This is a genomic window from Streptomyces sp. H39-C1 (genome assembly GCF_027158125.1).
GTDB classification, from domain to species: domain Bacteria; phylum Actinomycetota; class Actinomycetes; order Streptomycetales; family Streptomycetaceae; genus Actinacidiphila; species Actinacidiphila fildesensis.
The window spans coordinates 12,865-36,148 of record NZ_JAPVLS010000092.1; the positions used below are offsets into that span (position 1 = coordinate 12,865).

The 23,284-nt window shown below is 73.1% G+C and carries 20 protein-coding genes and 1 pseudogene; 9 read left to right on the forward strand and 12 right to left on the reverse strand.

Going from position 1 to position 23,284, the window contains the following annotated elements; all coding sequences use genetic code 11:
- Window positions 1-46: 46 nt before the first annotated feature.
- The gene (locus tag O3W51_RS39145; RefSeq protein WP_138354026.1) at window positions 47-505 is read right to left on the reverse strand and encodes a MarR family winged helix-turn-helix transcriptional regulator; all 459 of its coding nucleotides are present in this window, start codon (window positions 503-505) and stop codon (window positions 47-49) included.
- A gap of 154 nt (window positions 506-659) precedes the next feature.
- Between O3W51_RS39145 and O3W51_RS39150 the strand changes: the two genes are divergently transcribed.
- Both O3W51_RS39150 and O3W51_RS39155 read left to right on the forward strand, forming a co-directional pair.
- Window positions 660-1,904, forward strand: a complete 1,245-nt coding sequence (locus O3W51_RS39150) for an MFS transporter (RefSeq protein ID WP_138353973.1) — start codon at window positions 660-662, stop codon at window positions 1,902-1,904.
- A gap of 110 nt (window positions 1,905-2,014) precedes the next feature.
- Window positions 2,015-2,419 carry a GlcG/HbpS family heme-binding protein gene (locus O3W51_RS39155; protein ID WP_138353972.1) on the forward strand — a complete coding sequence of 135 codons (405 nt, stop codon included), beginning with the start codon at window positions 2,015-2,017 and terminating at the stop codon, window positions 2,417-2,419.
- A gap of 89 nt (window positions 2,420-2,508) precedes the next feature.
- Here the strand turns inward: O3W51_RS39155 and O3W51_RS39160 are convergent, their stop codons facing one another.
- The 9 genes and pseudogenes from O3W51_RS39160 to O3W51_RS39200 all read right to left on the reverse strand — a co-directional run bounded on the left by O3W51_RS39160 (window position 2,509) and on the right by O3W51_RS39200 (window position 11,286).
- Window positions 2,509-2,898: a hypothetical protein gene (locus O3W51_RS39160; RefSeq protein ID WP_138353971.1), complete on the reverse strand. Its 390-nt coding sequence runs from the start codon at window positions 2,896-2,898 to the stop codon at window positions 2,509-2,511.
- A gap of 74 nt (window positions 2,899-2,972) precedes the next feature.
- Window positions 2,973-3,857 carry a C40 family peptidase gene (locus O3W51_RS39165; protein ID WP_138353970.1) on the reverse strand — a complete coding sequence of 295 codons (885 nt, stop codon included), beginning with the start codon at window positions 3,855-3,857 and terminating at the stop codon, window positions 2,973-2,975.
- A gap of 177 nt (window positions 3,858-4,034) precedes the next feature.
- On the reverse strand, window positions 4,035-5,771 hold the full coding sequence (locus O3W51_RS39170) for a WD40 repeat domain-containing protein (RefSeq protein WP_269288647.1): 1,737 nt from the start codon (window positions 5,769-5,771) through the stop codon (window positions 4,035-4,037).
- 352 nt (window positions 5,772-6,123) lie between these two features.
- A pseudogene (locus O3W51_RS48610) lies at window positions 6,124-7,560 on the reverse strand (nSTAND1 domain-containing NTPase); the annotation flags it as partial.
- Between the two features lie 153 nt (window positions 7,561-7,713).
- A complete protein-coding gene (locus O3W51_RS39180) occupies window positions 7,714-8,370 on the reverse strand; it encodes a peptidylprolyl isomerase (RefSeq protein ID WP_138353964.1) in 657 nt (218 codons plus the stop codon).
- Between the two features lie 191 nt (window positions 8,371-8,561).
- The gene (locus O3W51_RS39185) at window positions 8,562-8,969 is read right to left on the reverse strand and encodes a PTS-dependent dihydroxyacetone kinase phosphotransferase subunit DhaM (RefSeq protein ID WP_138353963.1); all 408 of its coding nucleotides are present in this window, start codon (window positions 8,967-8,969) and stop codon (window positions 8,562-8,564) included.
- On the reverse strand, window positions 8,966-9,604 hold the full coding sequence (gene dhaL, locus O3W51_RS39190; protein ID WP_187145262.1) for a dihydroxyacetone kinase subunit DhaL: 639 nt from the start codon (window positions 9,602-9,604) through the stop codon (window positions 8,966-8,968). Before dhaL ends, O3W51_RS39185 begins: the two co-directional genes overlap by 4 nt.
- Before the next feature lie 174 nt (window positions 9,605-9,778).
- Entirely contained in the window at window positions 9,779-10,771 is a 993-nt protein-coding gene (dhaK, locus tag O3W51_RS39195) for a dihydroxyacetone kinase subunit DhaK (protein WP_138353961.1), read from the reverse strand.
- A 122-nt stretch (window positions 10,772-10,893) separates the two neighbouring features.
- Window positions 10,894-11,286 (reverse strand): hypothetical protein, encoded by a 393-nt coding sequence (locus O3W51_RS39200; RefSeq protein WP_138353960.1) that lies wholly within the window; start codon window positions 11,284-11,286, stop codon window positions 10,894-10,896.
- A gap of 515 nt (window positions 11,287-11,801) precedes the next feature.
- On the opposite strand from O3W51_RS39200, the gene O3W51_RS39205 reads away from it, so the two are divergent.
- The 6 genes from O3W51_RS39205 (at window position 11,802) to O3W51_RS39230 (ending at window position 19,651) form a co-directional block, all read left to right on the forward strand.
- On the forward strand, window positions 11,802-12,452 hold the full coding sequence (locus tag O3W51_RS39205) for a TetR/AcrR family transcriptional regulator (RefSeq protein ID WP_138353959.1): 651 nt from the start codon (window positions 11,802-11,804) through the stop codon (window positions 12,450-12,452).
- Window positions 12,453-12,559: 107 nt separating this feature from the next.
- A complete protein-coding gene (locus O3W51_RS39210; protein ID WP_138353958.1) occupies window positions 12,560-13,750 on the forward strand; it encodes an acyl-CoA dehydrogenase family protein in 1,191 nt (396 codons plus the stop codon).
- A gap of 39 nt (window positions 13,751-13,789) precedes the next feature.
- On the forward strand, window positions 13,790-14,656 hold the full coding sequence (locus tag O3W51_RS39215) for an oxygenase MpaB family protein (protein WP_138353957.1): 867 nt from the start codon (window positions 13,790-13,792) through the stop codon (window positions 14,654-14,656).
- Between the two features lie 78 nt (window positions 14,657-14,734).
- A complete protein-coding gene (locus O3W51_RS39220; RefSeq protein WP_244809027.1) occupies window positions 14,735-16,912 on the forward strand; it encodes a serine/threonine-protein kinase in 2,178 nt (725 codons plus the stop codon).
- Window positions 16,913-16,984: 72 nt separating this feature from the next.
- Window positions 16,985-18,088 (forward strand): NAD(P)H-dependent flavin oxidoreductase, encoded by a 1,104-nt coding sequence (locus tag O3W51_RS39225; protein ID WP_269288648.1) that lies wholly within the window; start codon window positions 16,985-16,987, stop codon window positions 18,086-18,088.
- Between the two features lie 9 nt (window positions 18,089-18,097).
- Window positions 18,098-19,651: an acyl-CoA synthetase gene (locus O3W51_RS39230; protein WP_138353955.1), complete on the forward strand. Its 1,554-nt coding sequence runs from the start codon at window positions 18,098-18,100 to the stop codon at window positions 19,649-19,651.
- 54 nt (window positions 19,652-19,705) lie between these two features.
- Here the strand turns inward: O3W51_RS39230 and O3W51_RS39235 are convergent, their stop codons facing one another.
- Complete coding sequence (locus O3W51_RS39235; protein ID WP_138353954.1) at window positions 19,706-21,670, reverse strand: hypothetical protein; 1,965 nt, start codon at window positions 21,668-21,670, stop codon at window positions 19,706-19,708.
- A gap of 84 nt (window positions 21,671-21,754) precedes the next feature.
- Window positions 21,755-22,288 carry a chloramphenicol phosphotransferase CPT gene (gene cpt, locus O3W51_RS39240; RefSeq protein WP_187144785.1) on the reverse strand — a complete coding sequence of 178 codons (534 nt, stop codon included), beginning with the start codon at window positions 22,286-22,288 and terminating at the stop codon, window positions 21,755-21,757.
- Between the two features lie 77 nt (window positions 22,289-22,365).
- Here cpt and O3W51_RS39245 point away from each other — a divergent pair, with 77 nt between their 5' ends.
- Window positions 22,366-23,226 carry an endonuclease/exonuclease/phosphatase family protein gene (locus O3W51_RS39245; protein WP_269288649.1) on the forward strand — a complete coding sequence of 287 codons (861 nt, stop codon included), beginning with the start codon at window positions 22,366-22,368 and terminating at the stop codon, window positions 23,224-23,226.
- Window positions 23,227-23,284 lie beyond the last annotated feature (58 nt).

Here is a 23,284-nt window from a genome sequence, read left to right on the forward strand (position 1 = left end):
GAGTGCTCCGGGGCGGGCCGCCCGCCCCGGAGCACTCCCGGGCGGTTCAGGCGGGCGCGCCCAGTGATTCGACGGCGTTGGCCAGCGGGGTCAGCTCGGGGTTCTTCGCGGCCTCGTCGAGGGCCTCGCGCAGGGCGGCGTCGTTCGTCGGGCGGGCCTCGGCGAGGAGTTTCAGACCGGCCTCGCTGACGTTGGTGTAGATGCCGCGGCGGTCGGTCGGGCACAGATAGCGGGAGAGCAGCCCGCGGTCCTCGAGCCGGGAGACCAGCCGGGTGGTCGCGCTCTGGCTGAGGACGACGGAGTCGGCGACCTGGTGCATCCGCAGGTGGCCGCCTTCGCCGTCGTGCTGGCGGCTGAGGACGTCGAGCAGTGAGTACTCGCGGACGCTCAGGTCGTGCCCCGCCTGCAGCGCCCGCTCGATGTGCGCCTCGATCCGGCCGTGCAGCAGCGACAGCGCCCACCAGCCCTGGGCGAGACCGGTGAGTGCGGGGTCGGTGGCGGTCATGGAGGGTCCCTTCTGCGGCGAGGTGCGGGCGTGAGCGCGCATACAGCACAGGATAGAGCACTACCGCGATAGCCCGCGTTTGCAATGAAACGCGTCTGCAATTATTGTGAGGTCCCGTAAGGCGCACTCGCAACGTTACTGGGAAGTGAACCCCATGCCTCTCGCACTCCTGGCCCTCGCTATCGGGGCCTTCGGGATCGGCACCACCGAGTTCGTGATCATGGGGCTCCTGCCCGAGGTCGCCGCCGACTACGGCGTCACGATCCCGACCGCCGGATTCCTGGTCACCGGCTACGCCCTCGGCGTGGTGCTCGGCGCCCCGCTGATGACCGTCCTCGGCACCCGGATCTCCCGCAAGCGCATGCTGATGCTGCTGATGGGCCTGTTCATCGCGGGCAACGTGATCTCCGCGGTCGCCCCGGTCTTCGGTGTGATGCTCGCCGGGCGCATCGTCGCCTCCCTCGCGCACGGCGCGTTCTTCGGCATCGGCGCGGTGGTCGCGGCCGGCCTGGTCGCCCCGGCGAAGGAGGCCGGAGCCATCGCGATGATGTTCACCGGTCTGACCGTCGCCAACGTGGTCGGCGTACCGCTCGGCACCCTCGTGGGCCAGAACTTCGGCTGGCGTACCACGTTCTTCGTCGTCGCGGGCCTCGGCGTCCTGGGCCTGCTCGGCATCGCCAAGCTGCTGCCGGAACAGCCCCGGCCCGAAGGCGTACGGCTGCGCCACGAGCTGGCGGCCTTCCGCAACGTCCAGGTGCTGCTCGCGATGGCGATGACCGTCCTCGGTTTCGGCGGGGTCTTCGCCGCCATCACCTACATCACCCCGATGATGACCGACGTCGCGGGCTTCGCGGACACCTCCGTCACCTGGCTGCTGGTCCTGTTCGGCCTCGGCATGGTCGGCGGCAACCTGATCGGCGGCCGGTACGCCGACCGCCGCCTGATGCCCATGCTGTACGTGACGCTGGGCTCCCTCGCGGTCGTCCTGACGCTGTTCACCTTCACCGCCCACAACAAGGTCGCGGCCGCCGTCACCATCCTGCTGATCGGCGCCCTGGGCTTCGCGACCGTCCCGCCGCTGCAGAAGCGGGTCCTGGACCAGGCGGCCGGTGCCCCGACCCTCGCCTCCGCCGTGAACATCGGCGCCTTCAACCTCGGCAACGCCCTCGCGGCCTGGCTCGGCGGCATCGTCATCGCCTCGGGCCTCGGCTACACCGCGCCCAACTGGGTCGGCGGCGCGCTCGCCGCCGCGGCGCTGGTGCTCGCGATCGTGTCGGGCTCCCTGGAGCGCCGGACCACCGCCCACCGCCGGCTCACCGCCGACAGCGTGCCCGCCGCCTCCGCCGCGCCCACGCCGACCGTCGAGCGGGAGCCGGTGTCCGTTCCGGCCCACCTCTGAACCATCCCGTTTCCCACCGCGGGACCCCACCCGCCCCGCCCCGTCATCGCACCACCCCACTGAGGAGAACCACCCCATGAGCACCACCACCCCCAAACGCTGTCTTCCCGCTGACCATCCAGGACGCCGAGACCCTCGTCGAAGCCGCCCGTGCGGCCGCGGAGACCGCCGGAGTACCGGTCAGCGTCAGCGTCCTCGACGCCGGCGGGCACCTGCTGGCCTTCCGGCGCGACGACCGCGCGGTGCTGATCTCCGGCGAGACCAGCACCCGCAAGGCGTTCACCGCCCTGCAGTTGAACGCGCCGACCGCGGACCTGGTCGAGGCGGTCCAGCCCGGCGCCCCGTTCCACACCCTGCCGACCGCCCTCGACCGGCCGCTGCTGTTCATCGCGGGCGGCGTGCCCGTCCACCGCGGCGGGCGCCTGATCGGTGCGATCGGCCTCGGCGGCGGCGCCCCCGAGCAGGACCACGGCATCGCCGTCACGGCGCTGCGCGCCCTCGGCGACGTGGCCTGACCTCTGCCGGCGGACAGCACGGTGGGCCGCCCCGGATCAGGAGCGGCCCACCGTGCCGTCCGCCGACCGGAGGCCGGCGGGTCGTCAGCTCAGCACTCGCGCAGGCCCGGTGCGGGGTCCACCGGCGTCTTGACGCTCACGGCCGGCACGTTGCCCCACTGGCCGTTGTCGAGCTGCGTCCAGTACCAGATGTCGTTGCCGCCCCCGTGCCGGTCGCCGTGGCCCCAGCACTGGAACCAGCTGAACGTCGAGTTCAGCTGTCCCCTGACCGCGGAATTGTACGAACGGTCTGCGTACCCCTTCGCTCCGGCCGCGTTCCCGCAGTGCAGGCGGCCGTCCGCCCAGATGCTGCAGTCGGCGGCGGCCCTGGCGTGCGGGGCGGGTGCCGCGGGCGCGGCCGAGGCGGGGACGGCGGCCGTCAGCCCCGCGGTGAGAGCGGTGGCGGCCAGCGCGAGGACGAACCTGCTGCGTGCGGACATGACTCCTCCAGATGATGGGTGCGGGTGGTGCGTGGGGTGAGGTGGAACGTGAGGTCCGGGGCGGCGCTACGCCCTCACGGACAGGTGGGTACGCCGACGAGCCAGGCGGGACCCTTGATGTAGATGTTGGTGATCCACGCGCGGTAGTCCGGCAGATAGGACCAGGCGTCGTTGGTGAAGCCCTCGGCGGTGACGGACTGCGCGTGCTTCTGGCAGCTGATCTTCACCGAGGTCGGGCCGGCGAACTTGTACACCCGCGCGCTCGTGGTGGACGCGTCGGCGTGCGTCCAGACGTCGGTGCCCCAGGTACTGAAGCCGCCGCCCGGCGCCGCGGTGCCGTCGATCCGGACCGCTCCGGCGTAGTCGCCGCCCACCCGGGCGTCGCTGACCATGACGTGCGTGCCCGACTGCCGGGCCTCGACCATCTTCCCCGCGCCGAGGTAGACCGCGATGTGGTGGATCGCGCCGCCGTTGCCGTAGGCGAGCAGGTCACCGGGGCGCAGCGGTGCGGTGCCCTGGGCGGCGCTGAAGCGTGCCGACGCGTGTGTGGTGTTGAACTGGCTCCGGGAGGTGCCGTTGAGGATGTCCTGCCCGGTGGCCTGGGCGTAGGCGAACCGCACCAGCCCCGAGCAGTCGAAACCGCGCCGCTCGGGGTCGTGGTTGCTGGCGGGGTCGCTGGGGTCCACCTGCCCGTAGGTGGCGCCGGGCTGCGCACCGTGGCCACCGCCCCACGAGTACCAGACGCCGATCTGCCCGCAGGCCGCCCGTACCGCCTTCTCCGCCACCGCCGAGGCGCCCGGCGCGAGTACGTCGCAGGTGCCGGCCGCCGCCGCGGCCCGCGCCGGGGCCGACGGGGCCGCTTGCGCGGTCGGCCCCGCCGCCCATCCGCTGAGCGCCAGTACGCAGAGGGCGCTGGCCGCCCTGGTGATCCTGTTGATCCTGTGCCGGGTGTGTCGCATTCGTGGTCCCCGTTCGTCCCGCCGAAAGTCCGGTCGCTGCGGTTCGGTTGCTACCCTCCGAGCCTGTGCGGCGGGCCGGTCGGCGTCGAGGACCCGCCCGTCGCCCGATCCGACGGGAAACGGGAAACACCTGGGGAAACAGCTCTGATCAGCGCTGATCGGCCCTGGCCTGCGCTGTCATGACGGGCAGACGGGCCGGTACGGCACGCCGGGGAGCAACTGGGCCCAGCGCGTCCGGCCCGCTCCTCCGGCCAGCCGGCAGATCTCGGCGCCGCGCTGCCGCACATCGACGTTCCACAGCCGCACGGTGCCGTCGTTGCTGCTGCTGGCCAGCATCGGCTGCCGGGGGTCGAAGGCGACCCCCCAGACCGCGCCGCTGTGTCCGGTGAGGGTGGCGGTGAGCCGCCACCCGCCGGTGTCCCACAGCCGTACGGTGCCGTCGCTGCCACTGCCGGCCAGCGTCCGGCCGTCCGGGCTGAAGGCCACCGCGCGCACCGCGCCGCTGTGGCCGGACAGTCCGGCGGTGCGGCCGTCGGCGCCGGGCCCGCTCGGGTCCCAGAGCCGTACGGTCCCGTCGTTGCCTCCACTGGCCAGGGTCCGGCCGTCCGGGCTGAACGACACGCCCCGCACCGAACCGCTGTGCCCCCGGAGCACGGCGCCGGCCCGGCGTCCGGCCACGTCCCACAGCCGCACCGTCAGATCGTCGCTGCCACTGGCCAGCGTCCGCCCGTCCGGGCTGAACGCGACGGTGTTCACGAAGTCCTGATGCCCGGTGAGGTCCGTGACGAGCCGGTGCCGCGCCACGTCCCAGAGTTTGACGGTGCGGTCCGCGCCGGCCGAGGCGAGGAGGCGTCCGTCGGGGGAGAAGGCGACGGCGAAGACGGATCCGTCGTGGCCGGTGAGGTCGGCGAGCAGCCGGCGGTGGGTGACGTCCCAGAGTTTGACGGTGCGGTCCGCCCCTGCGGAGGCCAGCAGCCGTCCGTCCGGGGAGAAGGCCGACTGCCAGAGCTCGGCGAACGGACGCGTGGTCAGCGCGGACCTGCCCAGGTCCCACAGCACCACGGACTGGTCGAACCCCGCCGTGGCCAGCAGGTTTCCCGGCCCGACGGCGATGGACAGCACGTAGTCCGTGTGTCCGGCGAGGGTGGCGGTCACCCGGTGGGTCGCCGTGTCCCAGAGCTTGGCGGTGCCGTCGCCGCTGGTGCTGATGACAGCGGTACCCTCCCGGCTGAACGCCACCGCGTTGATGTCGTCGTTGTGGCCGGTGAGAGTGGCGAGCGGCCGCTGCTCCGCGACGTCCCAGAGCCGGACGGTGCGGTCGGCGCTGCCGGAGGCGAGGGTTCTCCCGTCCGGCGCGAAGGCGACGGAGAGCACCTGGTCGGTGTGGCCGGTCAGCGTCGTCAGCAGGCGCCGGCCCGCGACGTCCCAGAGCCGGACGGTGCCGTCCGCCCCGCCGGACGCGAGGGTCGCGCCGTCCGGCGCGAAGGCGACCGCCCGGACGCCGCCGCTGTGACCGGTCAGCGTCCCGGCCGCCCGGTGGTCCGCGACGCCCCACAGCCGTACGGTGCCGTCCGAGCCGGCCGACGCGAGCAGCCGGCCGTCCGGGCTGAACGCGACGGAACGCACCGGAGCGCCGTTGCCGGTGAGGGCCGTCACCGTCCGGTGGTCCGCGACGGACCACAGTCGTACGGTGCCGTCCGAGCTCGCCGAGGCCAGCAGCCGGCCGTCCGGGCTGAACGCGACCGCGTTGACCGGTCCCGTGTGGCCCCTGAGCCGGCCGGCGAAGTACTGGGACTGCGTGCTGAGCAGGGCGCCGCGCGCCTCGGTGGTCGGCGCCGTGCGGTACGCGGCCGCGGCCAGCAGTATGGACGCCTCCGGCTGCCCGGTCGCCAGCGCGCCGGACCGCACCGCCATCTCCTGCGACTGCGCGACCCGGCGCTCGTCGACGGCACGCGACCGCTGCTGGAACGCCAGGCTTCCGGCGAGGACCGCGACGACCAGCAGCGCCGCGAGGGTGACCAGCAGCCGCCGCTGGACCGCCGCTCCTCCGCCAGGCTGGCGGAGGAGCGGCGGTCCGGCGGCGCCGCTCCTCCGCCAGGCTCGCGTCCAGGAACTCCGTCTCGTGCGGGCCGAGTTCCGCGCGGCCGTCGGTCTGCTCCGCCCATTCCCGCGCGACGGACAGCCGGTTGCCGCGGTGCAGCAGCCCGGGGTCGCGCCGCTCCCGCACCCACTCACCCGCGGCCTGGGCGAGCTGCTGATGGGTCAGCAGCCCCGCCCGGTCGTTGTCGATCCAGCCGCGCAGCCGGGGCCAGGCGCGCAGCAGCGCCTCATGGGTGATCTCCACGGCGTCCCGGTCGACGGTCAGCAACCGGGCCCGGACGAAGGCGTCGAGGGTCGCCTCGGCGGCCCGCCGGTCGGGCAGCTGCGCCAGCAGCGGATCGCGGTCCGCCCGGCGCCGGGACTCCACGTCGCCGTCGCCGACGTGCACCAGCCGGACCAGGATGCGCCGGGCGAGGTCCTGTTCGGCCGGCTGCAGCCGGCCGAAGACCTCCTCGGCCGACCGGGCGATCGCGCCGTGGATGCCGCCCGTCATCTCGTACCCGTGCACGGTCAGCGTGCGGCCGCTGCGCTGCTGCCAGGTGACGAGCAGCGCGTGGGAGAGCAGCGGAAGGGCGCCGGACGCTGTCCCACGGGAGGCGCCTCGCACCTCCAGGTCCCGCAGCAGCAGTTCGACCAGGCCCGGCTCCAGTGCGAGCCCGGCCCGTTCGGCGGGGCGGACGACGGCCTCCCGCAGTTCGGCCGCCGTCATCGGGCCCAGCGCGAACAGGCCGTGGGTGAGGACCGCCGCCAGCTCCTCGTGTTCGAGGCAGCGCCCGCAGAAGTCCGCCCGCATCCCCAGCACCACCACGGCGGGCGGCTCCCCGCCGCCGGACGCGGCGCGGGAGACGGAGCAGAGCACGGAGACGAAGGCGTGCCGCTCCGCCTCGTCCGCGCACAGCGTGAACGTCTCCTCGAACTGGTCGACCAGCAGCACCAGCCGCGCCGTGCCGAGGACCGGGCGCAGGATCTCCGCCAGCCGGCCGGGCCCTTCCTCGAGCTCCTCAGGGGTGACGCTCAGGCCGGTCCCCAGGGCCTCGGTCACACAACGCAGCAGCTCCTTCAGCGGGTTCGGGGTGGGCGTGCACACCACCACCGGCCAGCCGCAGGATCCCGCGACAGGCAGTGCACCGCGCTCCAGCGCGGGTACCAGCCCGGCGCGCAGCAGGGAGGACTTTCCCGCGCCGGACGGGGCGATCACCGCCAGCGGCCCGCCGCCGATCCGGCCGGCGAGCTGTTCGAGCAACCTGGCGGTGGCCTGGTCCCGGCCGAAGAACCACCGCGCGTCCTGCGGGCGGAAGGCCGCGAGCCCCGGGTAGGGGCACACCGCGTTCCGCGGGTCGTCCGCTTCCGGTGTCCTGGCCGGTGGCACCTCGGGGACCAGCCGCGCCAGCGCGCCCCCGGCCAGCAGCTCTTCGTCGCACCGGCGGGCCAGATCGGGAGTGGGCGGCTTGCCGCCGTTCTCGATCTTGCTGAGATAGCCCTTGCTGTAGTGGATCCGCTGCGCGAGCGCCGTCAGCGACAGCCCGCGCTCACCCCGCAACCGGCGCAGCTCCGCCCCGAATCCGGCCGGTCCGTGCGCCGACGTTTCGTCCGGTCCACCCATGCGTACTCCCGCGGAGATCCGGATCACCACGCTACAGGTGGGATCGTGATACTTGGTCACCAATGGGCATGACTGCGGGAGATGGCTGCGGGAGATGGTGGCGGACAGCTCGGGCGTGGTGCCGGCCCCGGAGTGCCGGGGCCGGTCCCGCCGTCACCTGGTGCTGATCTGCACCTTCCGGATGTCCACGGGAAGGGCCGGGTAGCCGTCGCCGGGGCCGTTCTGGTCGTCCTCGCCGGCCGCGGCGATCTTCTGCAGGACGTCGAGCCCCGCGGTGACCTTGCCGAACGGGGTGTAGGCGGGGGAGAGCTTGGTGTCCTTCCAGACGAAGAAGAACTGGCTGCCGTTGGTGTTCGGACCGGCGTTGGCCATCGCCAGCGTCCCGGCCGGGTAGGTGGCGCCCGTCAGGTTCTCGTCGGGGAAGGAGTACCCCGGCCCGCCGCTGCCGGTGCCCGTCGGGTCACCGCACTGCAGCACGTACAGCCGCTGGGTGGTGAGGCGGTGACAGTGCGAACGGTTGAAGTAGTCGCGCTCGGCCAGGAACCGGAACGAGTACGTGGTGCACGGGGCCTTGTCCGTCAGCATCTTGACGGTGATGGAGCCCTGACTGGTCTTCAGCGTCGCGCTGTACGGTCTCGCGGCCTTCCGTGCGTCGAAGACCGGTATCCCCTTGAAGTTGTCGGCGGGGACGGCCGCGGTGTACGCGCAGGGGGCGGGCGCCGGTGGCGGATCGTCGGCGGCCGCGGCCGTCGTCAGGCTCAGCGGGAGAACGGCGGCGGCGGTGAGCAAAGCCCATTGCTTGCGCTTCATACGAGGACCCTCCGGATCGGAACCTGACACGGCCGCACCATGCCTGCCCGATCTGGTGGGGGCTAAGCGCCGCATGGGCCCGGTGGGACGTGATGGCCGAAACCGGTGCGTCCCCGCGCGGGTTCCGTACCCCCCGCACCGGTGCGCCCGGCGGGCCGCCCGCTCGCGCGGGAGGCCCGCCGGGCGGCCGGTCACACCTTGCGGTACGTGTACGCCTCCTCGGCCGCGGCGACGACCGCCGCCAGGTCCGCCCCGGCGGACGCGGTGACCACCGCGGCGACCGCGCCCTCGACGAAGGGCGCGTCGACGAGCCGGGTGTCCGGGGGAAGTTCGTCCTCCTCGGCCAGCATCGCCTTGACGGTGAGCACGGCGCTGCCCAGATCGACCAGGACCGCCACCCCGGCGCCCTGGTCCACGGAGTGCGCCGCCGCCGCGATCAGGTCCGAGCTGGTGCCCAGCTCACCGTCGGGAGTGCCGCCCGCCGGTGCGACGCGCGCGACGGCGCCGCCGCCGGCCAGCCCCGTCGCGAGCAGGCCGACCGCTTCGGCGACCGCCGCGCTGTGCGACACCAGGACGATGCCGACCAGGCCGTCGCTCATGCGACCGCCTCCGCCGCGGTGTCCGCGAGCGCGGCGACCAGCAGCGCGGCCGAGGTCGCGCCGGGGTCCTGGTGTCCGATGCTGCGCGGGCCGAGATAGCTCGCGCGACCCTTGCGGGCCTGCAGCGGCACGGTCGCCGCCGCGCCCTCGTCCGCGGCGATCCGGGCGGCGGCGAGGCCGTCCGCGAGCCCGGCGCCCGCGTCGAGCGCGAAGGACAGCGCCTCGACCGCCGGGACGAGCGCGTCGAGCATCGTCTTGTCGCCAGGTACGGCCCCGCCGAGCTTCCCGACCGCCTCGACCCCGGTGCGCAGGGCGTCGCGGAACTCCTCGGGGGTGGCCGGGGTGCCGTCGCCCAGCGCCTTGCCCGCCCTGCGCAGCAGCGTGCCGTACAGCGGGCCCGCAGCCCCGCCCACGGTGCTGATGAGCTGCGAGCCCACGAGGGTGAGCACCCCGCCCGGGGTCTGCGGCGGCTCCAGCTCCACCGCCGCGTGCGCCGCGGTGAAACCGCGCCGCATGTTGCTGCCGTGGTCGGCGTCGCCGATGGGGGAGTCGAGTTCGGTCAGCCGGTCCGCCTCGCGGTCGACGACCGCGGCCGCCGTCGCCAGCCAGCGGCGCAGGAAGTCGGCGTCGATCACCGGGCCGGGAGCCGTGGATGCGTTCATGCGGTCCTCTCTACGGGGCGTGTCCATGGAGTCGCGGGTGGCAGGGCCTGGGTCACGGCCGCGATCAGCAGCACCAGCACAAAGGCTGGTTCGCGGCCGCGCCCCAGGTGTATTGACCCGCAGGGTGGTTTGCGCGGGTCAATACACCTAGCAGCCCCAGCGCAGGCCCGGCGTCGAGACCGGGGCGTCCCACAGCCGCAGCAGCTCCTCGTCCACCTGGCACAGGGTCACCGAGCAGCCGGCCATGTCGAGGGACGTCACGTAGTTGCCGACCAGGGTGCGGGCGACCGGTACCTTGCGTTCGGCCAGCGCCCGGTGCACCTCCGCGTTGAAGCCGTACAGCTCCAGCAGCGGGGTGCCGCCCATCCCGTTGACGAGGGCGATCACCGGCGCGTCGGGCCGCAGGTCCTCGACCACCGCGTCGACGACGACATCGGCGATCTCGCCCGACGTCATCATCCCGCGCCGCTCGCGGCCGGGCTCGCCGTGGATGCCGACGCCCAGCTCCAGCTCACCGGCGGGCAGATCGAAGGTGGGGCTGCCCTTGGCGGGGGTCGTGCACGCGCTGAGCGCCACGCCGAAGCTGCGCGAGGACTCGTTGACCCGCCGGGCGAGCGCCTCGACCCGCTCCAGCGGTGCGCCCTCCTCGGCCAGGGCGCCGGCGAGCTTCTCGACGAAGAGCGTCGCGCCGGTACCGCGCCGGCCGGCCGTGTACAGGCTGTCGAGGACGGCGACATCGTCATTGACCAGGACCTTGGCGATCTGTACGCCCTCGTCCTCGGCGAGCTCGGCCGCCATGTCGAAGTTCAGCACGTCGCCCGTGTAGTTCTTGACGATGAACAGCACGCCCGCGCCGCTGTCCACGGCGGCCGCAGCGCGGACCATCTGGTCCGGCACGGGCGAGGTGAACACCTCGCCGGGGCAGGCGGCGTCGAGCATGCCCCGTCCGACGAACCCGCCGTGCAGTGGTTCGTGCCCGGAGCCGCCTCCCGAGACCAGACCGACCTTGCCCGCGACGGGCGCGTTCCGGCGGACGATCAGCCGGTGCTCGACGTCGACGATCAGTTCCGGGTGGGCGGCCGCCATGCCGCGCAGGGCGTCGGCGACCACGCTTTCGGCCACGTTGATGAGCATTTTCATGAGGTGCGGCCCTCCGCTTCAACAGCTGTCGTTGCGTCCACTGTGCACGCTGGCAGCCTACGTACCGGGCCTGGCGAAGGCACCCCGGCGGCGGGCCCGGCGCGGCGCCCGCCCCGTACGACCTATGGCGGAGAGGGCTCCGCCCGCAGGCGCAGCGACCGCGCGACGATGCTGTCCGACGTCACGAGGGCCTGCTCCGCCTCCACGCGCGTGAGGAAGACACCGGGCGGGATGACGGGCGGCATCGGCAGCTTGTCGGGGGTGAAGGTCACGCAGAAGACGCCTTCGACGCAGCCGCTGAGCCGGGTGAGGTACAGCAGGACGTTCCCACCGAGATCGAGCCGGTCCGCGCTCAGGGCGAGCCGGCCGGGACTGTCGTGGGTGGACAGCCGGTAGTCGGTGAGTGACGCCGACGCCATGCTGACGACCATGACCTTCAGCGGGCCCCCGGCGGTGGGCACGGTGGTCACCGAGGAGAGCACGAAGCCGTTCGGGGTGAAGCGGCTCGTCGTCACCGTCGGCGGCACGGACCGGTGCGGCGCCGGCGCCGGCGCCGGCGAGGATCACCAGCAGGACGGCCGGCAGCGCGACGGCGAGCGCCCGGCCGCCGGTACTGCCCGTAGCACCGCCTGTCGCGCCGGGCACGGATCCGGATCCGGGGTCCGGGTCCGCCCCTTCCGCCGGCCCTCCGCCGGCGGTGCCGGGCACCACGGGCTCGTCCAGGGTCCAGCCGAAACCCATCGCGCTCCCGGCGATCCCGAGCAGCATGCCGACCAGGAAACCGCCGAGGTTCGTGGCGGCGAACGAGAGCACCGACAGGATCAGCGCGTTGACGCTGACGTACTGGCGGGTGCAGCGGATCCCACCGGCGGCGGATGCCCGGCCGGTGCGGCGGTGCGGGTGATCAGGAGGTGCGGGTGATCAGGCGTGCGGGGACGTGCCGCGACAGGACCCGGCGGAGGGCGGTGACGCCCGGCGGCCTTCTGGCATACTGCGGAAATCCTGTGGCAGTTGGAGAGTAGGCCCGATTTTGAATAATAGTCAACAGCGTGGAACGGACGTTCCACGAGGACCGCGCGGCACCGACCGGTCCCTGGCGCGGCGAGCCGAACTCATAGCCACCGGACGGAAGTTGTTCGCCAACACCTCGTACGACGCCCTGTCCATGGACGACATCGCCCGGCACGCGGGCGTCGCCAAAGGGCTGATCTACTACTACTTCAAGAACAAGCGCGGCTACTACCTCGCCATCGTGCGCGAGTCGGTCGAGGAGCTCGTGGTGCGTGCCTCCAGCACCGCCGACCTACCGCGCGCCGAACGCGTGCACCGCACCGTCGACGGCTATCTCCGCTACGCCCAGCACAACCAGGCCGCCTACCGCACGATCGTGAGCGGCGGTGTCGGCTTCGACGCCGAGGTGCACGCGGTCCGCGACGCGGTGCGCGAGGAACTGCTCGCGGCGATCGCCGAAGGCGCGTACGGGCACCGGGAGCTCCCGGTGGTCGCGCGCACCGCGCTGGTCGGATGGCTGTCGTGCGTCGAGGGCGTGACCTTGGACTGGCTCGGCCACCAGGGGCTGGAGCGGGACGTGGTGCGGTCCCTGCTGGTGCGCATGCTGCGGGACACCCTGCTGGCGATCCAGGACTTCGAGCCGTCCTGCCCCGCGCCGGTCGCCGAGTGACGGGGCAACCCACCGCCCGGTGTTAGCCCTTCCGAATTACTGGAACGCGTTCTAGTCTGTGCGCCGTCGCCGCAGGGACCGGGGACCCGGAGACCTTAGGAGGGGCCGTGCACCTGGACTACACACCCGAGCAGCAGCAACTGCGCGTGGAGCTGCGTTCGTACTTCGCCGGACTGGTGCCGGACAACGTCTACGCCCGCTACGCCGATCCCGCGGCGCAGAAGAAGTTCTACCGGGACACCGTCCGCCGGCTCGGCGCCGACGGCTGGCTGGGCATCGGCTGGCCCGCGGAGTTCGGCGGCCGGGGGCTGTCGCCGATGGAGCAGTTCATCTTCTTCGACGAGGCGGCGCAGGCGGGTGTGCCGCTGCCGCTGATGGCGCTGAACACCGTCGGTCCGACGATCATGCAGTTCGGCACCGAGGAGCAGAAGGCGTACTTCCTGCCGAAGATCCTCGCCGGGGAACTGGACTTCGCGATCGGCTACTCCGAGCCGGACGCGGGCACCGACCTCGCCGCGCTCAAGACCCGCGCGGTGCGCGAGGGCGACGAGGAGTCCGGCACCTACACCGTCAACGGCCAGAAGATCTGGACCACCAACGGCGACACCGCCGACTGGGTCTGGCTGGCTGTGCGCACCGACCCGGATGCCCCGCCGCACAAGGGCATCACGATGCTGCTGGTGCCCACCTCCGACCCCGGCTACTCGTGCACGATCATCAACACCCTCGCCTCGCACGACACCACCGCCAGCTACTACGAGAACATCCGGGTCCCGGCCGGCCGCCGGGTCGGCGCGGAGAACAAGGGCTGGCGGCTGATCACCAACCAGCTCAACCACGAGCGCGTCACCCTCGCCGCCCACGGCACCATGGCGATCCGCGCCCTGCACGACGTGCAGCGCTGGGCCGCCGACACCAAGCTCGCCGACGGCAGCCGGGTCATCGACCTGGGCTGGGTGCGGCGCCGGCTCGCGCTGACGCACACCCGGCTCGACGCGATGAAGCTCCTCAACTGGCAGATGGTGGACGCCCTCCAGCAGGGAACGCTCACCCCGCAGGACGCCTCCGCGGTCAAGGTCTACGGTTCCGAGGCCCGCCGGGACGCCTACGCCTGGCTGATGGAGATCACCGCGGCCGCGGGCCCGATGAAGGAGGGCTCCGCGGGCGCCGTCCTCCACGGCGAGCTGGAGCGCGGCTACCGCAGCGCGGTCATCTTCACCTTCGGCGGCGGCAACAACGAGATCCAGCGGGAGATCATCTCGTGGATCGGCCTGGGTATGCCGCGCGTCCGCCGTTAGCGTGGAGGTGGGGGCACACGGGCGGCGATGGAGGCGGCGATGCGCGACGCGGACCCCGGGCTCTTCGGACCCCGGTCGGTCACCTGGCAGCTGCACGGCGATCCGATCATGTGGGTCGCGGGGGTGCGCGCCCTGTATCTGCAGGCCCTGCACCCCCGCGCCGTGCAGGGCGTCATGCAGAACTCCAACTTCCGGAAGGACGCCTGGGGGCGCCTGCTGCGGACCGCCGACTTCGTCGGCACGATCACCTACGGCACCTCCCTCCAGGCCGAGCGGGCCGGGGCCAGGGTGCGCGGCATACACCGCCGGCTCGGCGCGATCGATCCGCGCACCGGTGAGCGGTTCGGCGTGGACGACCCGGAACTGCTGCTGTGGGTGCACTGCGCCGAGATCGACTCCTATCTGGCGGCCGCCCGCCGGTCCGGGCTGCCGCTCACCGGCGGCCAGGCCGACGCCTACGTCGACGAGCAGCGCACCGCCGCCCGGCTGGTCGGCCTGGACCCCGGCACGGTGCCCGACAGCACCCTGGCGCTCGCCGACTACTTCGAGAACGTCCGGCCGGAGCTGGCCGCCACCGAGGACTCGGACGCGGTCTACGCGTTCCTGCAGGCGCCGCCGGTGCCCTGGCCCCTGGTGCCGGCCAGGGCCCTGCTGTGGGCCCGGGTCGCGGACCTGGCCTACGCGGCGCTGCCGCCCTTCGCCCAGCAGCTGTACGGCCGCCCGGCGCCCTCCGCCGCCGCCACCGGGCTGCGGCTGCGGCTGGCCGGCCGGGCGCTGCGCACCGTCCCCGCCCAGCTGCGCTGGCAGCTGCCGCCGGGACATATCCTCAAGGCGGTGGGGCGGCTCGGGCCCGGAAGCCATCCGTCCGTGTACAAGCTGCGCGAAGGGGCGCGTTCCCTGCCGTAATGCGACGTGCCTCCCGGCGGTGCCTGCGGCCATACTGGACGCCGGGGGAGTTACGCGGAACGACGGGGGCGGCGGCGGATGATGGCGGCTGTACACGATGGCAGTGGCACGCTGATTCAGAGCCGGTACCGGCTGAACGAGCTGATCGGCCGGGGCGGGATGGGCGAGGTCTGGCTGGCCCTGGACGAGTCGCTCGGGCGGCGGGTCGCGGTCAAGTGCCTCAAGCCGCTGAGCCCGGCCGCGGACGCCGGGTTCACCCGGATCCTGCAGGAGCGGTTCCGGCGCGAGGCCCGGGTGGCGGCCTCGCTGCAGCACCGCGGCGTGACCGTGGTGCACGACTTCGGCGAGCACGACGGCGTGCTGTTCCTGGTGATGGAACTGCTCGACGGACGCAATCTGCTCCAGGTGCTGGACGACGCCCGGCGCCAGCCGCTGCCGGTCCCGGACCTCATGGACATCGCGGAACAGGTCGCGTCGGCGCTGGCATACACCCACGCGCAGGGCATCGTGCACCGGGATCTGAAACCGGCCAACATCATCCGGCTGAGCGACGGCGCCGTGAAGATCTGCGACTTCGGCATCGCCCGGCTCGGCCACGACATCGGCTTCACCTCCCGCCTCACCGGCACCGGCATCGCCATGGGGACCCCGCACTACATGTCGCCGGAACAGATCGGCGCGTCCGAGGTCGACCAGCGCAGCGACCTGTACTCGTTCGGCTGTGTGCTGTACGAGCTCGCCACCGGGGCGCCGCCGTTCGACATGGACGACGCCTGGGCGGTGCTGGTCGCCCACCGCGACGCCGTGCCCGAGCCGCTGTGCGCCGGCCGGCCCGACCTGCCGCAGGAGCTGGAGCGGCTCATCCTGGACCTGCTCGCCAAGGCCCCGGACGACCGGCCGCAGAACGCGGCGGACGTCGGCGGCCGGCTGAAGGCGATGCGCGGCGCGGCGGAGCGCCCGGTGGTCCCGGCGGCCCCGCTGCCGTCCTGGGCGCGCGACCTGGCCTCGGACTCCGGCGCCCGCGCCACCCGGGCGTTCCACGCCGCCGCGCCGCCGCGGCACGAACTCACCGGCGCCTGGTCCACCCGCACCGCCTCGGGCGCCGTCGCGCCCGCGCCGGAGCAGCTCGCGACGCTGGCCGCCCGGCACACCGAAGGAATCGACCTGGAGCGGCTGGGCCGCTGGCAGGAGGCGTACGACCTGCACACCGCGGTCGCCGCGGAACGCGACCGGGCGCTGGGCACCGAGCACCCGGACACCCTGACCAGCCGCCACGAGGCGGCGTCCTGTCTGGCCCGGCTGGGCAGGACCGAGGACGCGATGCGGCTCTACGACTACGTCGGCGGGGTGCGGCAGCGGGTCCTCGGCCCCGACCATCCCGACACTCTCGCCGCCCGGCACGAGGCGGCGTACGCGCTCGGCCGGCTCGGTCTGCACCTGGAGGCCCACCAGGGCTACTCCGCGGTGCTCGCCGCCCGCGAGCGCACCCTGGGCGCCGAGCACCCCGACACCCTGCGCTGCCGGCACAACCTGGCCTTCAACCTGGGCCGGCTGGGACGGCTCGACGAGGCGTACGCCATGGCCGTCGAACTCGCCGCGGTCCGGGCCGGGGTGCTGGGCCCCGACCACCCCGAGACGCTGGTCACCCGCTACGAGGTGGGCTACGTGCTGGGCCAGCTCGGCCGCTGGGCCGAGGCGCTGGAGGTGTACGGGGAGGTGGCCGCCGCCCATGAGCGCACCCAGGGTGCCGGCCATCAGGACACCCTGGCCGCCCGCTACGAGATGGGGATATGCCTGGGCCGGCTGGGGCGCAGCGCCGAGGCGCTGGAGCTCTACCGCGACCTGGTCGCGGCCCGCACCCGTACCGCGGGCCCGTCCGACGCCGAGACGCTGCGCGCCCGGCACGCCCTGGGCGTCAACCTCGGCCGGCTCGGCCGCTGGGACCAGGCGCTGGCCGAGGCGGGGACCGTCGCGGAGATCCGTGAGCAGGCGCTGGGCGCGGACCATCCCGACACCCTGGTCAGCAAGCGCGAGGTCGCGGTGGGGCTCGGCTGGCTGGGCCGGTGGGAGACCGCGCTGGACGTGTACCGCGAGGTCGCCGACGCCCGGACCCGGGTGCTCGGCCCGGCCCACCCCGACACCCTCACCAGCCGCAACGACGAGGCGCACTGCCTGGAACAGCTCGGCCGCTCGGCGGAGGCGCTCGCGCTCTACCGCAAGGTCGCGGCGCAACAGGGGGGCCCGCAGAGGCTGTGAGTTTCCCAAATATCTGACGTTGCGTCAGATAATCTCTTCCGTCTCCGCGCCCGCTGCGGCATCCTGCCCACCATGGAGACGGAGCTGAGCAAACGGCTGGGTATCGAGCACGCCATCTTCGGCTTCACGCCGTTCCCCGCGGTGGCCGCGGCCATCAGCCGCGCCGGGGGAATGGGCGTGCTCGGTGCGGTGCGCTATTCGGACGCGGACGAACTCGCCCGCAGCCTGGACTGGATGGAGGAGAACACCGGCGGCCGGCCCTACGGCCTCGACGTCGTGATGCCCGCCAAGAAGGTCGAAGGCGTCAGCGAGGCCGACATCGAGGCCATGATCCCCGAAGGGCACCGCGAGTACGTCCGCCAGGTGCTCGCCAAGCACGGCGTACCGGAGCTGGGACCGGACGACGTGTCGGGCTGGCGGATCACCGGCTGGATGGAACAGGTCGCCCGCAACCAGCTCGACGTGGCCTTCGACTACCCGATCAAACTGCTCGCCAACGCGCTGGGCTCGCCGCCCGCCGACGTCATCGCCCGCGCCCATGAGCACGACGTCCTCGTCGCCGCCCTCGCCGGCAGCGCCCGCCACGCCGGGCACCACAAGGACGCCGGCATCGACATCGTCGTCGCGCAGGGCTACGAGGCCGGCGGCCACACCGGCGAGATCGCCAGCATGGTGCTGGTCCCCGAGGTCGTCAGCGCCGTCGAGGGCATCCCCGTGCTGGCCGCGGGCGGCATCGGCACCGGTGAACAGGTCGCCGCCGGACTGGCCCTGGGCGCCCAGGGCGTCTGGCTCGGCTCGGTGTGGCTCACCACCACCCAGGCGGAACTCCCCTCGCAGGTGCTCATCGACAAGCTGCTCGCGGCGGGCTCCGGCGACACCGTCCGGTCCCGGGCCCTCACCGGCAAGCCGGCCCGTCAGCTGCGCACCGAATGGACCGACGCCTGGGAGGACCCGGCCGGTCCCGGCACCCTGCCGATGCCGCTGCAGGGCCTGCTGGTCGCCGACGCGGTCTCCCGGATCCAGAAGTACGAGACCGAGCCGCTGCTCGGGACCCCGGTGGGCCAGATCGTCGGCCAGATGAACTCCGAACGCAGCGTCCAGGCGGTCTTCGACGATCTCACCCGCGGTTTCGAACGGGCCGTCGACCGTATCAACCGCATCGCCGGCCGAGCCTGAGGAGGCACCATGACGTCCACCGCACCCAACGGCTTCTGGGCACAGGCCGCCCAGGACCCCGACCAGCTGGTGCTGGTCGCCCCGGACGGCGACGAATGGAACGCCGGCCGGCTCAGCGCCGCCTGCAACCAGCTCGTCCACGGACTGCGCGAGGCCGGGCTCGAACCCGGTGACGCCTTCGCGGTCGTGCTGCCCAACAGCGTCGAGTTCTTCACCGCCTATCTCGCCGCGTTCCAGGCCGGCTTCTACCTGGTGCCGGTCAACCACCACTTCGTGGCACCCGAGATCGCCTGGATCCTGTCCGACTCCGGCGCCAAGGTCCTCATCGCCCACGAGCGGTTCGCGGCCGACGCGCAGGCCGCCGCCGACGAGGCGGAGTTCCCGGTGGACCGGCGGTTCTCGGTCGGCGAGGTGCCGGGCTTCCGGCCGTACGCCGAACTGACCGACGGACAGCCGGTCGGCGCGCCCGCGGACCGCACCAGCGGCTGGGTCATGAACTACACCTCGGGCACCACCGGGCGCCCCCGCGGCATCCGCCGCCCGCTGTCCGGGAAGCTGCCCGAGGAGACCTACCTCGGCGGGTTCCTCGGCATCTTCGGCATCAAGCCGTTCGACGACAACGTCCATCTCGTCTGCTCGCCGCTCTACCACACCGCGGTGCTCCAGTTCGCGGGCGCGGCACTGCACATCGGGCACCCCGTCGTCCTCATGGACAAGTGGTCGCCGGAGGAGATGCTCCGCGTCATCGACCGCTACCGCTGCACCCACACGCATATGGTGCCCACCCAGTTCCACCGCCTGCTGGCCCTCCCGGAGCAGGTCAAGGAGCGCTACGACGTCTCCTCCATGCGGCACGCCATCCACGGCGCCGCGCCCTGCCCCGAGCACGTCAAGCGCGCCATGCTCGACTGGTGGGGGCCCTGTGTCGAGGAGTACTACGCCGCCAGCGAGGGCGGCGGCACCTTCGCGCCCGCCGCCGACTGGCTCAAGCGGCCCGGCACGGTCGGCAAGGCCTGGCCGATCAGCGAGATCGCCATCTATGACGACGACGGCAACCCGCTGCCGGCGGGTGAGGTCGGCACCGTCTACATCAACATGAAGACCGGCGGCTTCAGTTACCACAAGGACGAGGGCAAGACGAAGAAGAACCGCATCGGCGACTTCTTCACCGTCGGCGACCTCGGCTATCTCGACGAGGACGGCTATCTGTATCTGCGCGACCGCAAGATCGACATGATCATCTCCGGTGGCGTCAACATCTACCCCGCCGAGATCGAGGCCGCGCTGCTCACCCACCCCGCCGTCGCCGACGCCGCGGCCTTCGGGATCCCGCACGAGAGCTGGGGCGAGGAGGTCAAGGCCGTCATCGAACCCGCCGCCGGCCACAAGGCGGGGCCCGAGCTGGCCGACCACATCCTGGCCCACTGCGAGAAGCGGCTCGCCGGCTACAAGCGGCCCAGGACCGTCGACTTCATCACCGAGATGCCCCGCGACCCCAACGGCAAGCTCTACAAGCGGCGGCTGCGCGACCCGTACTGGGAGGGCCGCGACCGCGCGCTGTGACCACGACCGCCGGGCGGCCGGCACCCGCCCGTCCTGACCGGCGGGCGGGCCGCGTCAGATCTCCGGCGGCGGGCCCCAGCGGCCCGGGTCCGGGCGGCCGAACGGCAGGCCGGCGCTCTCACAGGCTTGGCGCAACTGGTCGGTGTCCGGCAGGTCGAAGCTCTCCTTGCGGATGACCTGGCCGGTCGGCGACCAGACGAAGAGCGCCTCCTGGCCCTCCTCGTGGGTGTCGACGCCGATGCCGCCGATCGCGGTGCGGGGGTACTCCCACCGGGTACGGCCCGAGCCGCCGCGCGAGGCGAGGCGGATGCCGTCCGGGCCGAGGGCCAGCCCGGGGCGGCGCAGGTCGTACAGGCCGCCGAGCAGCGCTCCTGCGGCCGCGGCCGCAGGCAGGCCCCAGAGGAGCCAGCTCATGTCACCGCTGAGATAGCGCATCTTGAAGCCGACCACCCCCACCACGACGACCATGAGCACGGCGCCCGCGATGTAGTACCACTTGCGGGTGGTCCAGGGCATGTCCAGCACGACGGGCTCGGCGGTCGTTCCGGCGGTCACGGCCGGCCGGTCCTGGACGACGCCCGCCGCCAGGCTCGCGTAGGCCGCCGTCTGATAGGCATCGTGCTCCGGATCGGTGAGCGGATAGCCGAACGCCCGCGCCCGGTCCCGCAGTTCGGTGCGGGAGATGCGGAGCGCGCTGAGCGGCGCGTCCAGCTGCTCGGTCCCGTCCTTGCCGCGCAGCCGCAGCCAGGGGTGACCGTGGCGGGTGTTGATCTCCATCGCGCCGATGTCCGCGCGCTGGACGCGGATCTCCGCGCCGGCGCCCTCCCAGCGCAGATACTCCGCGGTGACGGCCAGTACGGCGTCCGGGGCGATCTGATGGGGGAGGAAGCCCGGCCGCAGGTCGTAGGCGCGGCTGCGCGGCCCGTCCTCGATCACCCGGTAGCCGCGCGACCGCAGCACCGCGAACAGCTCCTCCGCCGGGATCCGGCCGGTGTGCGCGGTGCCCAGCAGCGCCAGGTCATGGCCGTAGATCTGCAGCAGCGCCGCCGGCTCGGCCCCGCCGCCTCCCGTGCCGGGGGCGGACAGCGGCTGCGCGACCAGCCCGGCGATGCGCTCCGCGGCCAGGTCGGTGCTGCCGAAGACCGGATCGAAGGCGGTGATCCGCTCCGGGGTGACGGTCCAGCGCGCGGGCCGGTTCCCGGCCAGCCGGACGAGGTAACCCGCGGCCAGCACCACGACCGTGACCCCGAGGGCGTTGATCAGCGCGACGCGTCCGGGGACCGCCGTCGGGCCGTCGCCGACCGCCGCGACCAGCAGCGCGGTCGCACCGCAGGCCAGCGCCGCCAGCCGGCGTCCGTACTGCCGGGCCCGCAGCCCCGGTTCGGCCCGCGACAGCTCGACCGCGCTCTCCTGGGCCGCCGGCAGCGGTCCCTCCGCCGCGGCGGACAGCAGCGCCGCCTCCCGGCGGGCGAAGACCGTCTCCCAGTGCACCGCCGCGCCTGAGGCGGCGCCCTGCCGGTCCACGATCCGGACCGGGGCGCCGAGCCGCCGGGCCGTCAGATGGAACGGGAACATCGCCAGCGCCATGTCCTCCACGCCCATCGAGCAGAGCCTGCCGACCTTCGTCGCCCCGTATTCGGCCGGCGCCAGGACCTCGAGATCCGGCACCAGGAGCGTCAGCGGCTGCTCGCGGGAGAACGGATGCGTCACCCGCACCCGGCCGCCCCGCAGTTGCTGCAGCCCGCTCGCGCTCAGCCGCCAGAACGTCAGCGGCCGCAGCCGCCGCCACCCGGCCGCGGCACCCCAGACGAGCGCCGCCAGGGCGAACGGCACCACCAGCCGCAGCAGCCGGTCGTCCGCCAGCACATAGGCGATCACACCCGCGAGCACCGCTGTCGACGGCGGCATCCACCAGGGCGCCGGGTCCGCCCGCAGCCGGTTGCTCTCCAGGACGGCGCCGGCCCCCGGCCCGGTGACCGGCCCGGCGGACCGGGGCGACGACGCGTGCGACGGCTGCATAAGTGGCCTTGTCCCGAGACGGCGGTGGGTCCAATATCCTGTCAGACGCCCGGAAGAGCGAGGCCGGTGGATCGTCCCTCGTCGTCAGCCGGTCCGCGCGGCGATGGCGCGGGCGCACACGAGGGACTCCGTGGCGGTGGTGTCCACCTCGAGGTCGTACTCCACCCCTTCGTGCACGAGCAGGGCCTGGGACCGGGCCATGCCCGCGACCCGGTCACCGCGGGCGGCCTCCCGCTCCTCGGCGACCCCGGCCTCGCACCGCACCCCGACCCACAGCACGTGGAGACCCGTCAGTGCCGTGCGCCATCTGGCCTGCGAGCCGGCGCCGCCGAGGAACACCTCGTCGACGACGATCCGGGCACCGGCGCGCGCCATGGCCGCGATGCCCTCGGCCCAGGCCACGTCGAGCAGCCGGAACGCGGCCCCGGTGGTCACGTCGCCGTCCGGGCCGAAGGAGATACCGGAGTCCGAGGCCCGCATCGCGGCGGGCAGCGCATCGACGAGGGTGTCGACACCGAAGCTCAGCCACGGCTCCGGAAGGACGGTTTGCAGACAGCGGGCGATTCCGCTCTTCCCCGCGCTCGATCCGCCGTTGAGAATGATCACTTGGGTGGGCATGCCGCCACCGTAGGCGTCGGGAGAGGAAGCGGCCAGTGGATACTGCGAGCGCCCGGGACGGCGGAACCATCCGCCTGATGACCTGGAATCTATGGTGGCGGTTCGGGCCCTGGGAAGCGCGCAGGGACGCGATCGCGCACGTGCTGCGGGAGGAACGGCCCGATGTCCTGGGGCTGCAGGAGGTGTGGGGGAGCGCGAGCGAGAACTTCGCCGGGTGGCTCGCCAAGGAACTCGGCATGGAATGGGTCTGGTCCCGCTCACCGGTCCAGGACCGGTGGCACCGGCGCAACGGCGGTGACACCTCGGTCGACGTGGGTGTCGCCGTCCTGAGCCGGTACCCGATCCTGGAGACGGCGGAGCGCCGGCTGCCGGCGGCAGGCTTCCCCGACGACGGCAAGACCGTCCTGCACGCTCTGATCGACGCCCCCGGCGGCCCGCTGCCGTTCTTCACCACCCATCTCAACTCCGGCCCGGCGGAGTCCGGCGTGCGCTGCGCGCAGGTGCGGGAGCTGGCGGCGTTCGTGAACGAGCGGACGGGGTGGGGGACGGTGCGGGCGAGCGGGAGCTTCCCACCCGTCGTGTCCGGCGACTTCAACGCGGAGCCCGACTTCGACGAGGTACGGCTGATCGGCGGCTACAAGACCGCACCTGCCGAACCCGGGCTGGTGCTGCTGGACGCCTGGCGCTTCGCCGACCCCTCGCAGCCGCACGGCACCTGGGACATCGCCCACCGGGATTCGGTCAACTTCGGGGATCGCCCGAGCCGTATCGACTACCTCTTCGTCGGACTGCCGGGCCCCGACGGCCGCGGCTGGATCCGCAGCGCCCGCCGCGCGGCCGACGCACCCGTCGACGGGGTGTGGCCCTCCGACCACGCCGCCGTCGTCGCCGAGCTCGCGACCGGCCCTGTTCTAGTACTGCAACGGTCTTTGTTCTGATGTGTGGGCAGTTTCTGGTGGTGTGTGGCCGCGTCGTTTGTAGTGGCTGATGCGGGCT

Excerpts from the sequence above, each read along its gene's own strand:
- O3W51_RS39145 (WP_138354026.1), bottom strand. The coding sequence starts at position 505 with ATGACCGCCACCGACCCCGCACTCACCGGTCTCGCCCAGGGCTGGTGG.
- O3W51_RS39150 (WP_138353973.1), top strand. The coding sequence starts at position 660 with ATGCCTCTCGCACTCCTGGCCCTCGCTATCGGGGCCTTCGGGATCGGC.
- O3W51_RS39160 (WP_138353971.1), bottom strand. The coding sequence starts at position 2,898 with ATGTCCGCACGCAGCAGGTTCGTCCTCGCGCTGGCCGCCACCGCTCTC.
- O3W51_RS39165 (WP_138353970.1), bottom strand. The coding sequence starts at position 3,857 with ATGCGACACACCCGGCACAGGATCAACAGGATCACCAGGGCGGCCAGC.
- O3W51_RS39170 (WP_269288647.1), bottom strand. The coding sequence starts at position 5,771 with ATGGCGGTGCGGTCCGGCGCGCTGGCGACCGGGCAGCCGGAGGCGTCC.
- O3W51_RS39180 (WP_138353964.1), bottom strand. The coding sequence starts at position 8,370 with ATGAAGCGCAAGCAATGGGCTTTGCTCACCGCCGCCGCCGTTCTCCCG.
- O3W51_RS39185 (WP_138353963.1), bottom strand. The coding sequence starts at position 8,969 with ATGAGCGACGGCCTGGTCGGCATCGTCCTGGTGTCGCACAGCGCGGCG.
- dhaK (WP_138353961.1), bottom strand. The coding sequence starts at position 10,771 with ATGAAAATGCTCATCAACGTGGCCGAAAGCGTGGTCGCCGACGCCCTG.
- O3W51_RS39215 (WP_138353957.1), top strand. The coding sequence starts at position 13,790 with ATGCGCGACGCGGACCCCGGGCTCTTCGGACCCCGGTCGGTCACCTGG.
- O3W51_RS39220 (WP_244809027.1), top strand. The coding sequence starts at position 14,735 with ATGATGGCGGCTGTACACGATGGCAGTGGCACGCTGATTCAGAGCCGG.
- O3W51_RS39225 (WP_269288648.1), top strand. The coding sequence starts at position 16,985 with ATGGAGACGGAGCTGAGCAAACGGCTGGGTATCGAGCACGCCATCTTC.
- O3W51_RS39230 (WP_138353955.1), top strand. The coding sequence starts at position 18,098 with ATGACGTCCACCGCACCCAACGGCTTCTGGGCACAGGCCGCCCAGGAC.
- O3W51_RS39235 (WP_138353954.1), bottom strand. The coding sequence starts at position 21,670 with ATGCAGCCGTCGCACGCGTCGTCGCCCCGGTCCGCCGGGCCGGTCACC.
- cpt (WP_187144785.1), bottom strand. The coding sequence starts at position 22,288 with ATGCCCACCCAAGTGATCATTCTCAACGGCGGATCGAGCGCGGGGAAG.
- O3W51_RS39245 (WP_269288649.1), top strand. The coding sequence starts at position 22,366 with ATGACCTGGAATCTATGGTGGCGGTTCGGGCCCTGGGAAGCGCGCAGG.